The organism is Roseivirga sp., from assembly GCF_049099775.1.
In the GTDB taxonomy this organism is placed as follows: domain Bacteria; phylum Bacteroidota; class Bacteroidia; order Cytophagales; family Cyclobacteriaceae; genus Roseivirga.
The window spans coordinates 303,197-319,161 of the sequence record NZ_JAGDZM010000004.1 but is presented as its reverse complement, the minus strand read 5'-3'; the positions used below and the strand labels follow the sequence as shown (position 1 = coordinate 319,161).

The 15,965-nt window shown below is 38.9% G+C and carries 10 protein-coding genes; 3 read left to right on the top strand and 7 right to left on the bottom strand.

What is annotated here, in order from left to right; all coding sequences use genetic code 11:
- Position 1: 1 nt before the first annotated feature.
- The 7 genes from JXQ92_RS05830 to JXQ92_RS05800 form a co-directional block, all read right to left on the bottom strand.
- Positions 2–877, bottom strand: coding sequence for an ATP-binding cassette domain-containing protein (locus tag JXQ92_RS05830; protein ID WP_421985655.1), 876 nt, complete (start codon positions 875–877; stop codon positions 2–4).
- Positions 874–1,545 (bottom strand): molybdate ABC transporter permease subunit, encoded by a 672-nt coding sequence (gene modB / locus JXQ92_RS05825; protein ID WP_421985654.1) that lies wholly within the window; start codon positions 1,543–1,545, stop codon positions 874–876. Before modB ends, JXQ92_RS05830 begins: the two co-directional genes overlap by 4 nt.
- Positions 1,542–1,943 carry a TOBE domain-containing protein gene (locus JXQ92_RS05820; RefSeq protein WP_421985653.1) on the bottom strand — a complete coding sequence of 134 codons (402 nt, stop codon included), beginning with the start codon at positions 1,941–1,943 and terminating at the stop codon, positions 1,542–1,544. The genes modB and JXQ92_RS05820 overlap by 4 nt, the downstream gene beginning before the upstream one ends.
- A complete protein-coding gene (gene modA, locus JXQ92_RS05815) occupies positions 1,940–2,695 on the bottom strand; it encodes a molybdate ABC transporter substrate-binding protein (protein ID WP_421985652.1) in 756 nt (251 codons plus the stop codon). The genes JXQ92_RS05820 and modA overlap by 4 nt, the downstream gene beginning before the upstream one ends.
- Entirely contained in the window at positions 2,692–5,610 is a 2,919-nt protein-coding gene (locus JXQ92_RS05810; RefSeq protein WP_421985651.1) for an FAD-binding and (Fe-S)-binding domain-containing protein, read from the bottom strand. The genes modA and JXQ92_RS05810 overlap by 4 nt, the downstream gene beginning before the upstream one ends.
- A gap of 83 nt (positions 5,611–5,693) precedes the next feature.
- Complete coding sequence (locus JXQ92_RS05805; RefSeq protein WP_421985650.1) at positions 5,694–7,037, bottom strand: sensor histidine kinase; 1,344 nt, start codon at positions 7,035–7,037, stop codon at positions 5,694–5,696.
- Positions 7,027–8,403: a sigma-54-dependent transcriptional regulator gene (locus tag JXQ92_RS05800; RefSeq protein ID WP_421985649.1), complete on the bottom strand. Its 1,377-nt coding sequence runs from the start codon at positions 8,401–8,403 to the stop codon at positions 7,027–7,029. The genes JXQ92_RS05805 and JXQ92_RS05800 overlap by 11 nt, the downstream gene beginning before the upstream one ends.
- A gap of 195 nt (positions 8,404–8,598) precedes the next feature.
- Between JXQ92_RS05800 and JXQ92_RS05795 the strand changes: the two genes are divergently transcribed.
- The 3 genes from JXQ92_RS05795 (at position 8,599) to JXQ92_RS05785 (ending at position 15,963) form a co-directional block, all read left to right on the top strand.
- Positions 8,599–10,959, top strand: coding sequence for an FtsX-like permease family protein (locus JXQ92_RS05795; protein WP_421985648.1), 2,361 nt, complete (start codon positions 8,599–8,601; stop codon positions 10,957–10,959).
- 89 nt (positions 10,960–11,048) lie between these two features.
- Complete coding sequence (locus JXQ92_RS05790) at positions 11,049–13,442, top strand: FtsX-like permease family protein (protein WP_421985647.1); 2,394 nt, start codon at positions 11,049–11,051, stop codon at positions 13,440–13,442.
- Between the two features lie 151 nt (positions 13,443–13,593).
- Positions 13,594–15,963 (top strand): ABC transporter permease, encoded by a 2,370-nt coding sequence (locus JXQ92_RS05785; protein ID WP_421985646.1) that lies wholly within the window; start codon positions 13,594–13,596, stop codon positions 15,961–15,963.
- Positions 15,964–15,965 lie beyond the last annotated feature (2 nt).

Below are 15,965 nucleotides of genomic sequence, written 5' to 3'. Positions count from 1 at the left end.
GTTAATCTAGTCGTTTTAGAATAGGATTGAAGGCCTTGGAGGCGACAAGCACTTTGTCGCCAACGGATAATGCTTCTATTTCATTTAGTTCAGCTATTACCCGAACTAAATCTTTGCCAATTAGTACTGAAACAATGTTTACAACACCTTCCGGTTTTATATCAATGATTTCACCCGTAAATTGAAACTTACCGCTGACTGATTGGTTCCCCAAAAGTTCGGTTGGTTTTCCGCTTTTAGTAATAAGACCATTTTCCATGATGAGCAGATGATTTGCCATTTTCAAAGTTTCTGCTGTGTCATGAGTTACCATCAAGGTCGTTAGCCCATAATTTTGGTGAACATTTATAATGTAAGACTGTAAATTTCTCCTTGTTTCAGGATCTAAGGCGGAAAGGGGTTCATCTAGGAGTAGAAGCTTAGGCTTTTGAACTAGGGCCCTGGCCAAAGCTACTCTTTGTTGCTGACCGCCCGAAAGCAGTTTCGGTTTGGAATGCTGCAAGTCGCCTAAGGCTGTAACCTCAATTAATTCTAAGATTTCTTTTTTGTTCTGGCCTTTCGGCAGTGCGAACTCAAGATTCTCTAAAACTGTTAAGTGAGGAAAAAGTGAATAATCTTGGCTAACGTATCCTAAACCTCGCTTTTGCGTGGGAATATTAATGCGACTTTCACTATTAAACCATTCCTGTTCGCCAACAGTAATCTTTCCCTTATCAGGCAACAGAAGCCCCGATATCAGCCTTAAAAGAGACGTTTTACCTGCGCCGGATTTTCCTTGAATAGCTGTAAATGACCCTTTGTCTAGTTTGATATCAACTTTCAGAGAGAAGCTGCCGGAATCGCCTTGCAATGATTTGCTTATGCTTAAGTCTATCATTTCCAGAAACGTTTTATAGCCCCATTATTAAACAAGTACACTGAAAGCAAGACTAGGAATGAAAAGATCAGTAAAATTATAGCGTAGTTATTTGCCAGCCCATAATTAAGAGATTCTACTTCATCGTAAATGGCAATTGAGGCCACTTTGGTTTGACCTGGTATATTTCCTCCAATCATCAGTACAACACCGAATTCTCCCATAGTATGGGCAAATGAAAGCGTAATGCCTGTAATGAGCGCTGGTTTTATATTGGGCAGCAGCACCTTTCTCAATGTTTGAAATTTCGATTTTCCTAAGATATATGAAGCTTCTGATAGGGATTTTGGTAGACTAGATAAGCCAGATTGAATTGGGTGTACCATAAAAGGTAAACTGTAAATGATTGAGGCAAAGACTAATCCTTCAAATGAAAAGATCAGACTTAGTCCGAATGCTTGATCTAGCCATGCGCCAAAGGTGTTGTTTGGGCTAAAAGCTATAAGTAGATAAAAGCCTAAAACGGTTGGTGGTAAAACTAAAGGCATGCTGATGAGGGCCTCAAATACTGGTTTGAATCTGTTCTTTGTATTTGCTAACCAATTAGCTAATGGAATAGAAATGAATAATAAAAGTACCGTCGCGACTAAAGCTAACTTTAATGTCAATATGATGGGTTCCCAACTCATATGGCAGCTAGCATGATTTCGTTTGATTTAATCATAGCATAAACAGTTTTTCCAATTGTCAGCTGAAGCTTCTTAACTGACGCAGTGCTAACAATGGATGAAATTGTGTCTGTTTCAATTTGAATCACCACCCTTATCAAGAGTTCGTCAGATGTGATATCCGAAATAGTCCCTTTTAGGCTGTTTTCTATACTGAGCTCAGGGCTTTCTGATAAACCAATGATTACTTCGGTCTCTTTAAAAAGCGCATTCACGGGATAGTCCTTATTTAGAAAATCAGAAGTCTCGGGTGTGTCTATTACAATTGATGTTAGTTCTTCTTCAGCAATTCGAAGTTTTACTATACTAAGACTTCCTTGGGTTTGGATAGATGATATTTCAGCTGCAAGTGTATTCAATTGTCAACAGTAGAATAACCGAAGTTATCTAAAATTTTCTGCCCTTTTGAGGAAAGCACGAAATCGTAGAATGCTTGTGCTTGATTATTGGCTCTTGGTCTTTCCTTAAGCAAAATCATCGACTGCGCCAAAGGGGTATAGAGGTCTGTAGGAATTTCTGTCCATTCACCTTTTCCATCGAACGCGCTAGCATAGACACTAGATTTTGAAGTGAAGCCAAGTTTTACCGCTCCGGTTAATAAGAACTGATTGACTTGAGAAATGCTCTCCCCATAAATGAGTCGCTCGTTAATCTTATCTAAATCGCCAGTAGCCGTCAAATATTCTACAGCAGCTTGTCCGTATGGGGCTGTTTTAGGGTTTGCTAAGGCCATTTTCATAGTTCTTAATTCAGATTCCTCATCCTTGGAAAGGAGAGAGTCCAATGCACTCCAAACCACTAACTTGCCATAAGCGTAAACTTTGGGTGCTCTGTTACTAATCCCATCATCGAAAAGTCTCTGAGGATATTTAGTATCTGCCGAAAAGAAAAGATCGAATGGGGCACCTGCTATAATCTGTGAAGTGAGTTTACCAGAAGAACCTAGAATGATTTCTACTTCATGACCTGATTTCTCTTCGAAAGCAATTTCTAAGGCTTCCATTGCAAATTGCATATTCGCGGAAGTGGCCACACGAAGCTCATCTCCTGACTTTTTAGAACAAGAAAGGCTGATCAGCACTAAGAGAACAAATAAGCTTAATCGCTTCATAAAAGAGACTTCCAAAGGATTTCTACCGGATGATAAGAAGCTCGGCTCGTACCGTCTTTTATCTGATGTCTGCAACTCGTACCAGCCGCAGCTATTAAAACTTCCTCGGGTTGTTCTCTAACGGTAGGAAAGAGCACGAGTTCGCCAATTTTCATAGAAACATCAAAATGTTCCTTTTCATAGCCAAACGAACCTGCCATACCGCAGCAGCCAGAAGGAATCATATGGACTTTATAATTCTTTGGTAGCGACAATATTTTTTTAGTAGGAACCATCGAAGAAAGCGATTTCTGGTGACAATGGCCGTGAACTTTTATTAACTGGGTTTTATCAGTGAATAAATCCGCTTTGATTCTTCCGGCATCTATTTCGTTGGCCAAAAATTCCTCAATGGTATATACGTGCTGAGATATTCTTTTGGCTTGTTCTTGGATTTTATCTCTAGTTAGGGAAATATACTCATCGCGAAAAGTAAGTATTGCCGAAGGCTCAATACCCACTAAAGGTGTATTGGTCGTGAGCAATTCGTTGTAAATGGCGATGTTTTCTTCAGCTAAGATTTTGGCGTCGTCTAGTAGGCCTTTAGATAACTGAGGTCTTCCAGAATCAGCATGGGGTACAAATAAAACCTGGTAGCCTAGCTTTTCAAGTAAAAGCACACAGGTTTTTCCAATTTCGGCATCATTGTAGTTTGTGAACTCATCACAGAAGAAGTATACCTTTTTATCGGTGACTTGTGGCTTGAATTCTTTCGTTAGCCAATGTAATAGTGGTTTTCGGGCTAGTTTTGGCATGCTCCGCGCTTTTGCGAAACCTGCTACAGACTTGGCCAAGTTTGCTGTAAAATCGTTTCCGAAAATCAAGTCATATGCCCAAGGTACCTTACTGGCCATCTTCATGCTTTTCGAAAAGTTACCAATGCGCTTTGCGCGTGCAGGAATGCCATTTTCAGCATAGTATTGATATTGCCATTCCGCTTTTAACTTGGCCATATCTACATTTGAAGGACATTCTGAACTGCATCCTTTACAAGAAAGGCACAGATCCATTACTTCTTTAATCTCTTCGTTCGCGAATGGGTTTTTATCAGTCGAATGTGTTAAGATTTCCCTGAGAATATTCGCTCTAGCACGAGTGGTGTCCTTTTCATCTCGTGTGGCCATGTAGCTAGGGCACATGGTGCCGCCACTATGTTCCGATTTCCGACAGTCTCCCGAACCGTTACATAGTTCTGTAGTTCTTAGAATGCCATCAGTTGGTGAAAAATCAAATTTTGTATCGAATTCCTTGGTTTCTTGATCCTTTTCATACCTTAAAAAAGTATCCATTGGAGGCGTATCGACAATTTTTCCTGGATTGAAAATATTATTCGGGTCCCAAATGGTTTTTACTTTCTTAACCAGCTGATAGTTGTGTTCGCCTATCATTTGAGGTAAAAACTCACCTCTAAGTCTTCCATCACCATGTTCACCAGAAAGCGATCCTTTGTATTTCTTAACTAGAGTGGCAATTTCTTCTGCTATGGTCCTGAATTTCTTTTGACCTTCAGCAGTTTTTAAGTTAATAATAGGGCGAAGGTGCAATTCTCCTGAACCGGCGTGAGCATAATGCACCGAGTAGAGTCCATGTTTGTCCAGTATCTCATTAAACTCCTCTATATACGCCGGTAAGTCTTTTACATCAACAGCGGTATCTTCTATCACTGGGGCAGGTTTTGCATCTCCAGGGATGTTAGATAGAAGCCCTAAACCTGCCTTGCGAAGCTTCCAAACGGACTGAATCTTTTTGCCCTTTACAATAGGGTATGCATATCCTCGCCCTTCGTTTTTTAAATCTGAGATAAGCGATTCAACCTTTTCATCAGCCTCTTTGCTTGTATTTCCATTAAGTTCTACAACCAATATAGCCTGTGGATCACCCTGCACAAAAAACCTTAAAGCATTGTACATCGCGTTTCGCTTAGTAGCTTCTAGGATGTAATGATCCATTAGCTCGCAGGCTGAAGGCTCATATTTTAGGGCAACTAAATTGGCTTTTAGACTGTCGTCAATAGTTTCAGAATGTATACAGACGAGTCGTTTATTATCGGGCGGAAGGGGAGTGAGCTTTATCTTCGCTTCAGTAACAAGGCACAATGTTCCTTCGGAACCGGCAATAAGGCTGCAAAAATTAAAGTCAGCACCTGAAGGGGAAAAAGGCTCATGTCTTAAGAGCATGTCTAAAGCATAGCCTGTATTTCTTCTAGGAATATCAGCTTTTGGGAAGCTTTCTACTATTTCTTTTTGATTCTCCTTACTTTTTAAAATTTCTCGCGTTTCGAAGTATATATTATTCTGCAATTCGCCACTAACAGAAAGCCCATTGCACCGATCTAGAAATGCACCCGAATCTACATTTCCGAACCACGATTCACTTCCATCGGCTAAGATGGTTTTAGCTTCAAGTAAATGTTCTCTTGTGCTGCCATAAGTGACAGAATTAGAGCCACATGAATTGTTTCCAATCATACCTCCAATCATCGCACGATTGGCCGTAGAAGTTTCTGGGGCAAAGAAGAGTCCATGTGGGGCTAATTGTTTGTTGAGGTCGTCTCGAATGATGCCCGGTTCTACCCACGCATAGCCTTCTTCTGCGTTAATTTCAATGACGCTATTGAAGTGTTTTGAAATGTCGACAATGATCCCGTTTCCCACGACTTGTCCGGCCAGACTTGTGCCGGCAGTTCTTGGAATTAGGGAAGTGTTATTGGCATTAGCATAGTGGACTAAAGCAACCAAATCTTCTTTATTAGCGGGTATCGCCACTGCTTTTGGCATTTCTCGGTAAGCCGATGCATCTGTTGCATACAACTTAAGGGTAGTGCTATCGGTAAACAGATCGCCAGTTAGCGTTGCTTTTAACTTGCTTAAACTCATTCCGCGGCAAATTAGAAGGAATGCTGTTATTCTGGAAACATACGCCTTTCGAATTTCGCTTTAACGTTTGTTATGCCTTTAAATTAATGAAAGATGAGAATGAATTTAGATCCTTTTCCGATCTCACTTTCTAAGAGAATATCTCCTTCATGAAGTTGCATAATCTGCTTCGATAAGCTTAATCCAATACCTGAACCTCTGTTTTTTGTGGAATAGAATGGCATAAAGATCTTTTGTTGCGCTTCCTTAACAATACCTGGTCCGTTGTCTTGAATAAGGATTGAAGTCCTTTGATTGGTGATTTTAACCTCTATTTCAACCAAGCCATTAGCTGTGTTCTCTACAGCCTCACGTGCATTTTTGATCAAATTGATCAACACTTGTTCTATCAATTGCTCATCGAGCATTAAATGTTGAGGTGTTTTGGGCAATCTGACTTTGAGTTGACCTTCTTTGAAATCCGATTTCATCAGGTTAACCGTGTTCTGTACGATCTGATTAACAGCTATATCAACTTTATTTGGAGTAGGTAAGTTGGTATAGTCTCGATAAGCATTGATGAAATTGATCAAGCCATCTGATCGGCCAGATATTGTTCTTAAACCTTCCTCTACGTCTTCTAGGCTTTCGTGTGAGATGATATTTCGGGTTTCTTCTTTTTCCACATCTTCCGCTATTATTTGAGTGAGGGTAGAAGTAAGTGAGGAAATAGGGGCAATAGAATTCATAATTTCATGACGGAGCACTTTGGTTAAGTTTTGCCATGCTTCAAGTTCTCTAGCTTGTAATTCTGCTTTAATGTCTTGAATGGATAACAGTTTATATGACTCTTGGCCAAGTTTATAATAAGTTTGGAAAACGGCTAATTCTCGCCCATCAGGGGATTTATAGATAGTTCTTGAACCGTCTTTCAAGGCTTCCACTATTTCTGCGATCTCCTTGATCTTGACCGTCATTTGCCTAGAATGCCTTAAGCGGCTTAAGCCAAGTAGCTCTAATGCCGACCTATTGATCAGTTTAATTTGGCCTTGTTCGTCGATCGATATGATTCCGGACGCAATATTATCTATCACTACTTGGAGCTCTTGAAAGAACTCTTCTCTTTTTTGTCTTTCTAAGAGAATGGCATCAATCACCTCTTTAAAGGCAATGTTCAATGCTTTAAAGGTCTTTCCGAGCTTGTTGTCATGCGTAAAGCTCATATTAAAGTCGTTGTACTTTATGGCATCGAAAAAACGAGTGAGCTTTTGGTTTGTACTTTCAATGTAATTGAATAGCTCAAACAATTCGAAAATGATTAAAAAGCCTGTTACAACTGTGGTAACGTACTTTCTATCAAAGAATATAAGGTAAACAAACGCGGCGACCGTTAAAAAGAGAACGATTACACGAATAAGGACAAAAAGTCTAAATCTATTAAAGCCCATACTTTTCTAATCTTCTGTATAGTGAGGACCTCGTAAGCCCTAATTCTTGTGCAGCATGAGTCACATTACCATTGTGTTTGGCGAGCACTTTTCTAATTAAAATTCTTTCAACATCCTCCAAGTTATACTGCTCCAGACTAATATCGCTGTTGTCTTTTGGTTGATGAGGCGTATTAAAAAAGAAGTCTTCTGGTTGCAACACATTATCTCTGCTCATTATTATCGCCCTTTCTACAGCGTGCTGCAGTTCTCTTACATTGCCTGGCCATTGATATTTCTCTAGACGTTTAATGGCAGCTTCACTAAACTTATAAATGTCCTTATTGTACTTCTTGGCATATTGCTTAAGATAGTGCTCCGCTAACACCGGAATGTCTTCAACTCTTTCTTTTAGTGCTGGTAGTCGAAGTTCAATGGTATTAATTCTATAGAGTAAATCTTGCCTAAACTCACCTTTCTGCACCATTTCATATAAAGGCATATTAGTAGCACAAATAAGCCTTATATCTACTTCAATCACCCGATTAGAACCTACTCGATTGATTCTTTTATTTTGAATTGCGGTTAAGAGTTTGGCTTGCAATGGAAGGGTAAGGTTCCCTATTTCATCCAAGAATAAGGTTCCTCCATTGGCAATTTCAAATCTACCAGGTCGATCGGTTTTGGCATCTGTAAATGAACCTTTCACATGACCGAATAACTCTGATTCGAATAGGCTCTCTGAGATAGCACCTAAGTCTACACTGATAAATGGGCTATCTGCCCTGAGTGAATTTCTATGTAAAGCCCTAGCAATTAACTCTTTACCAGTACCATTTTCCCCTAATACTAAGAGGTTAGCATCTGTTTCTGCCACACGGTCTATGGTATCGAACACTTGAATCATATTGGGAGACTGCCCAATAATATCTTTGAATTTCTCGTCCAAGTCAGCTTTCAATATTTCCTGCTGATCTTTTAACTGCTGTATTTGAGTTTTAGATGATTTCAGTTGTAGTGCTGAATTTAAAGTGGCAAGTAGCTTTTCGTTTTCCCAAGGTTTCATCACAAAATCAGAAGCCCCAGCTTTGATGGCTCTTACGGCTAAATCAACCGAGCCAAAAGCTGTAATAAGTACCACTACAGCAGCTGGATCTATTTCTAGAATTTTGTCTAACCAATGAAAACCCTCTTGACCTGAATTTACGTCTTGCGTAAAATTCATGTCTAAAAGGATAACGTCATAGCTTTCGTTTTTTAATAAATCGGGAAGAAGCGTAGGGTCTTTTTCAAGGTCAATTTGACCGAAATGACGTTTCAGAAAAAGACGTGCGGCTTTAAGTAAATCCTCGTTGTCATCAACTACTAAAATTCGACCTGTGTTCATAAGTATGAATGCTTAAATTGTATGCTGACACAATTTATAATAAGGCTTAATATACAAACAAATCTAGCCGTCCGCCAGCGGACGGTAAAGTTCGCTGGCGGATGGGGAATAGTAGGTTGGTGATTTTAAGTAGTTGATATACAGGTGTTTAAAATTGGTACGATGCTTGGAAAGCTCTTATCAAATATTAGAAATATGTTTAGTAATTTTCTTAGAATCGCCATAAGACAGTTTAGCAGTAATAAGATTTATTCTTTAATAAACGTCTTTGGACTTTCTTTAGGTCTCGGTTGTTTTATCCTGCTTTCTCTCTTTGTAAATAGAGAAACAAACTATGATGAATTCCATGCTAATAAGGATAAGTTATATCAGTTGTATATAGCTGATAGCAGTTTGGTCAATGGACCGTTTTCTTATTCCACTGGAGCACCTATGGGGCCAGCTATTTTGGAGGGAATTCCTGAAGTAACCAATTTCACGCGTTTCGGCTCTGGACCTAAACTTACGTTCGTAACAGACGACAAATCTTTCAAGCTAGAAAGTATATACTTCACAGATGCCAGCTCCTTCGAGATGTTCGACATCGATATTATTGCTGGTGTGGCACCAAGAAATACATTTGCCAAAAGTGATATGCTTTTATCAGAGACAGAAGCCATGAGATTATATGGTGATGTAGATGACGCCATTGGAAAAACTTTAAAAGCTGATGATTTAGAAGAGTTCCAAGTGATTGGAGTCTACAAAGACATGCCTGAAAACTCTCATTTAGCCTTCAACTCCCTTATTTCTTTTGATTTAGTAAACGATTTGGTGTTTTACGGGGCACCATTTGTGATCAATATTGACGCTTTTAATTGGGGTGAGTTGAGTGCGTTTACCACATTCGTTATGTTAGACGGCAAAAGAGATCTAAAAGACCTTGCAGAAAAAACGCAAAACGTTTTTCAGCCGCACATTGGCCAAAAAGAGGCAGAATATGTCAGAATAGACGATATCTATTTGTACGACGGCTATAAAGGATATTTTAAGTCTGCGGGAGATCGCAAGGAGCTAAACCTCTTTATCAGTGTTGGAATGGTGTTACTATTAATCGCCATTGTCAATTATATGAACCTATCTACAGCTAGATTTTCCAAAAGGGCAAAGGAGGTAGGCGTTCGTAAAACAATTGGTGGGCATAGAAATCAGCTGATTTTTCAATTCTTAATTGAATCGATTACCGTTACATTTTTTGCCATGATTATAGGTGTCGTGTTTGCGGAAATAGCCATGCCATATTTCAATTCTTATACTGGTAAACTGATAGATGTCGATTTCGCAGCCTTTGAGACATACCTGTTTCTTATAGGTACAGTCCTTTTCATAGGTACAGTTTCTGGAATCTATCCAGCCTTCTATCTATCAAGGTTTAGCGCTAAACAAAGCCTTACACAGTCTAATGGCGGGCGAGATAAAAGTGTTTTTAGAAAAGTATTGGTCGGCGTTCAGTTTGCTATCTGTTTGGGACTTATGTCAGCCACATACATTCTTTATTCCCAATATCAGTTTATGAATAATCTTGATTTGGGTATTGACACAGAGCAAGTAATGGTGGTTTCACTTTCAGGAGATCAATTGCCAAAATCAGTAAAAAGTATTAAAGCAGAAATAGCTAAGTCACCTCATGTTGATTTTGTGAAAGCAGCCAATATTAGTCCTTTAAGCGATGGTGCGGTAAGTATTAACGTGACGGTAGACGGCGAAAAAATCAATAGTAGCCTGATGACTGTTGAATCTGGTTTGATGGATTTATTAGACGTGCAGATTTCGGAAGGTCAATTATTTGCTGACTTACCTGAAAGTGAACGCGCTAAGAAGGTTTTAGTTAACGAAGCTTTTGTTCGAAAAATGAAAGTGGACAGCCTTATTGGTAAAAGTGTTTTAGGAACCAATAAAGTAGTAGGCATAGTAAAAGATTTCATTTTCGAATCTGCAAAAGAAGAAATCAAACCAGTTGTCATTACTCAGGCTAGCGATGCAGACAGTTATTTATACATGAGGCTAAACGGTAATATCAAGGCCGGACTAGCTGATATAGAGAAATCGCTTGTCGCCTTCGATTCCGAGTATCTTTTCGAATATCAGTTTCTTGATGATGTTTTTGCCATGAAATATGAAGAAGAAAAACGCTTGAGTCAGGTTTTTGGTCTGTTTAGTATTTTGACAATCTTCATCGCTGGTTTAGGAATCCTTGGTCTGTCGATTTTCATTGCAGAATCTAGAGTAAAAGAAATAGGTATCAGAAAAGTACTAGGTGCAAAAATTGGTCAAGTAATCTGGTTATTGAATAGTGGTATTACTGCACTTGTCTTACTGGTTGCTTTGATTGTTATTCCTTTAGTATTTCACTTCAGTAGTGGCTGGTTAGACGATTTTGCCTTTAGAATAGATCTAAATCCAGTACATTTTATTTTGCCTTTATTCACCCTTTTAGCAGTACTGTGGAGCATTTTACTTTATCAAGCTTATAAGTCGGCCAAGGCCAATCCTGTCAATGCTTTAAGAACAGAATAGTACTAATAAACATGCATGCATTTGCGGATGTGGCAGTTTAGTCGCTCCGCAAATGCTTAATTAAAAAAGTCAATTCTTAAACCGCGGTCATGCTCATAAACTACATAAAAACAACGTTTAGGTTCTTTTGGAAGAACAAATCATATAGTCTTCTCAATATCCTTGGCCTATCGGTGGGTATGGCCTGTTTTATCATGCTGACACTATTTGTGAAAAACGAATTTAGCTATGATGAATATCATGCCGATAAGGATCGCATGTTTCAAGTATTGTTAAAAGATACGGCAAGCACTAGGAACTCATTTGCGGTTCAAACAATGGCACCAACGGGTCCTCTTTTTAAAGAGATGGTTCCTCAAGTAGAAGAAACGATCCGCTTTGGCAGAATGAACAATAAGGTAGTTAAAACAAAAGCAGGTGATAAATTTCCTGTAGACAAGATTTACTATGCTGATGAAACCGTTTTTGATTTCTTTTCAATCGACTTATTGAGTGGTTCTTCAACTAATATTTTAGCATCTACAGAGAATATTGCTATATCTAAAAGCGCAGCCATTCGGCTTTTTGGAAGTGTTGAGAACGCCATTTCTAAAGAATTAGAAGTCGTAGATTTTGGGAAACTAGTTGTTTCCGGGGTATTCCAAGATATTCAAGATAATACACATTTGGGCTTCGACTACCTGATGGCATTCGCAAATGCCGATAAGGCTATGGGCAATGCCTTTGGTAAGGGAAATTCTGTCTTAGGAAAAGAGTTTAGATCAGTGCTGGATTGGGGTGTAGTATCTGCATTTCCCTTATACATTAAGCTGAAAGAAGGCAATTTCGATCCAGAAGAAATTGCTCTAAAATTTCAAGAAGCCTTGCGTCCACATAGGTCATCTGATATCGTTAAATTATTTCCGGTCGAGGATATCTATTTTTCTGAGTTTAATAACGCTTATTTCGATCGAAAAGGTGAAGAGTCAAATGCTCAATTGTATCTGATCATTGCTTTCATCATTCTTGGGGTAGCCATTATTAATTACATGAATATGGCCACTGCCCGACATGCTAAAAGGGCAAAAGAAGTAGGGATTAGAAAAACAGTAGGAGGTTATAGAGGGCAGATTATGTTACAGTTCTTCCTAGAGTCATTTTTAATGGCCGGAATATCACTCTTAGTGGCTGTATGTATTGCAGAGGTGGCATTGCCCTCACTAAATTCTTTCATTGGTAAAGAACTCTTTATAGCCTATGATTCAGTAGATACTTACTTGATCCTGATTGCCTTTATTCTTTCGATAGGGTTATTATCCGGTGTTTATCCATCACTTTACCTGTCCAAATTCAATCCTGTTCAGGTACTTTCAGGAAGTGTTTCTAAAGGAAGAAAAGGTGCGTCATTTAGAAAGGTACTGGTGGGTTTTCAATTTTTTGTTTGCCTTGGCCTAATCGGAGTGACTACCATCGTTTATAGCCAGTTTAATTATATGCAAAACATCGATTTAGGTTTTGATAAAGATCAAATCGTCGGTGTTCCGATTAGAGATCAGAACCTAAAAGACAACTACAGCATCTTCAAAGACCAGATTCTCAAAAATGCTTCAATTACGGCTGCTTCAGGAGTTTCTTATTCGGTTTTTAAAGGCAACATGAACCTCTTTGTAGATATTGAGGGGTTTGAAGAAAGTCAGACTATCAATTACATGACGGTAGAAACAGGGTTTCTCGAAACAATGGGCATAGGAATGGAGGTAGGAGAGCCATTTTATAAACTTGATGAAAGTGCTGCTAAAAAAGCCATGTTTGTAAATACTGCCGCTGCTGAAAAGTTTGGATGGAATGATCCTTTAAATGAAAAACTATTTGGTGCGCCCATCACGGGTATTGTCAATGATTTTGTATTTGGTTCTGCTAAGAAAATGATAGAACCAGCGGTAATGTTAACGAGTACCAAAGGCTTCAGTCAAGTATATATCAAATTGAATGGAGCTGATGTTAAGAATAGCTTAAAGCATATTCAAGGCGTTTTTGAGTCTTATTCTAAAGATTATCCATTTGAATTTCAATTTCTAGACGATCATTTTGCCGAAAAATACGCGCAAGAAAAGAAGCTGTCAGATGTGTTTTCTACCTTCAGTTTACTAGCCATTTTTGTAGCGGGATTGGGAATATTTGGTCTATCAATTTTCATTGCGGAACAGCGCATAAAAGAGATCGGTATTCGTAAAATTCTAGGCGCAAGTATTGGACATATCATCTGGATACTGAACAATAGTATTACGAAATTAATGGCCCTTGTAGCTTTAATTACGCTTCCTTTAGTCTACTATATCATGAATGATTGGCTTTCCGAATTTGCCTATCATATCGCTCTAAATGGTATTATACTTTTTGTGCCTTTAGTCGCTTTGATGTTAGTCGTCTGGGGAATACTCGTTTTCCAATCCTATAAATCAGCTAGAGTCAACCCTGTCAACTCCTTACGGGTAGACCAATAAAAGATTAGCGTCCGCAAGCGGTCAGTAGAGTTCGCTGGCGGATGTTTGCTTTAAAGAAGCAATAATTAAAGTGTTGATATATAGCTAATTAAGTTTGGTATGGTGCTTGGAATGTAATTGTCGAAAGTCCAAAGCAAAACTTAAATTCAACATGAACAGTTTCCGCAGATTTTATAAGTCAGGATTGAAGAGCCTTAAGAGAGAAAGGTTTTTTGCTGCTGTCAACATCATTGGTTTGACACTAGGGATGTATTGTTTTCTGATTACAACACTTTATGTGAAGGATGAGATCACCCATGACAATTGGCATTCTCAAGGAGAACAAATCTATATGCCTAAAATTGAAATGAGTTTTGGCGGAGGGCCAGTTTCGTTTAACTTATTTCCACCCGTAAGACTGGGTGAGGCGATGATAGAGGATCTGCCAGGTGTTATAGATGCGGTGAATATCAGTTTGGCACAAACAATAAGGTATTCGATCAAAGATGAAGAATACGAATCCAACGAGTTCTTCTATACCCAGCCTTCTTTATTTTCCGTATTCGATTTCGAATTAAAACAAGGCAATGAGGAAACGATACTTTCATCTACTGACGAAATTATTCTTTCGGATAAAATGGCAAAAAAACACTTTCCAGGTCAAAATCCGATCGGGGAATTTATAGACGTTTTGAGCAAGGGTACTTTCAAAATTACCGGTGTACTCAAACCAATTCCAGCAAATTCACATCTTCAATTCGATTTTTTGACTTTAATCAACCCAAAAGTTGCCCCTTATGATTTTAACTATAATGACTGGAGAACCGGTGCAGGATTAAATTACATCTTAATTCGACCAGATTATTCGCCCGATAACCTTTTAGAAGATACCAAACGTGTAATCGCCGCAAGAGATAGTTCGGAATTACTTGGGAAATATGTCTATAACAAATTTACTGACCTCTATATGGGAGAAAGTACCATGCGAAGCGCTGGTAGCAACCTTTTCGGAGGTCAAGTAAAGTACATTTACATCTTCTCGTTAATAGGAGGCTTACTATTGATCGTGGCATGTTTCAATTATATCAACCTCACAACCGCCAGATCATTTGCTCGCTCTAAAGACGTAGCGATTAGGAAGATTATAGGTGCGACAAGAACAAGATTAGTACTTCTACAAATGGGAGAGACCTTATTTCTATCCCTATTGTCTATAATTATAGCTTTAGTGTCGGTAGAATTTACTTTACCGGCTATCAACGGTATCCTCGATAAACAATTGGCCTTGGACTTTATAGGTTCTCCGGAAGTACTATGGATCCCCATTACAGTTTTAGCATTAGTAGTTCTTATTTCAGGTTTATACCCTGCCTTAACAGTTTCTGGATTTAACCTGTCTTCAATATTAAGAGGCAGTAGCCCTAAGTCGTCGAAAGCCCTGATGAGAAAAGGGCTTATCGTGTTTCAATTTCTTATCTGTGTTGGGTTATTGTCAAGTGCCTTAATCATAAGAGGTCAGGCGAGATATTTAATCAATATGGACCTTGGCTATAATGAGGAGAACATCTTAAGCTTGAACCTAACGGAAGCAGGTCTTTTCGAGCGTTATGCCGAAGCTAGGAGTGAGTTTGAACGAATCCCTCAAATTGAACAAGTAACTGGTTCTCCATTGCCGAACCTTAATTCCATCATCATGCTAAGCGTTGAGCAGGGGGATGAAAAAGTAGATTTAAGCTGTTATTATGGTGCTGCTGATGCTGACTTCAATGATGTGTTTGGTTTAGAGTTCGTACATGGGAGCGGTTTTGACGGTTTAACGGAGTCTGAACTTAAGACTGCTTCCATAATTAATGAAACAGCGTTAAAACGCCTTGGGTGGGAAGATGATCCTATCGGAAAAGAATTGATTACTGGAAAGATAGTCGTAGGTGTTGTGAAAGACTTTCATTACAGTTCTGGAAAGTCTGAGATTGGGCCAATCTTGATTGATAATCAAATGGATCAGATTAGAAATCTACAGTTCAAATTTAAAGAGGGTAATAGAGAAGCCGTTATTGCTCAGGTTAGGGAGGTAGTTGAAGGTTTTGGTACTGAAAAGGCTTTCGAACTTGTAGAAGTGGAAGACTACTTCGCCGATTCCTATTCGAGAGAAGAGAGCTTGGTAAATATATTCGACCTACTTACTGGTCTTTTAATGGTTGTTGCGTTTTTAGGTTTGTTTGCCCTATCGACCTTCGAAAATCAACTGCGAGAGAAAGAAATGAGCATTCGCAAAGTATTGGGTGCAAGTTATTTAAGCTTAATAAAAGTGTTGAATAAGAAGTTTACTTGGTTAATCCTTGTAGCCATAGCGGTTTCAATTCCAGTATCTTATTTACTGATTAATGAATGGCTAGCTTCTTTCCCGTATAGGATCAATAGTGTTGCGCCATACTTTGTTATAGCAAGTGGGGCTGTCTTATTGTTGGCGGCTATTATTCTAGGAGTTCACAGCTATTTCAATACCCAAAAGAACCCTGCCAATATCCTTAGAAACGACTAATC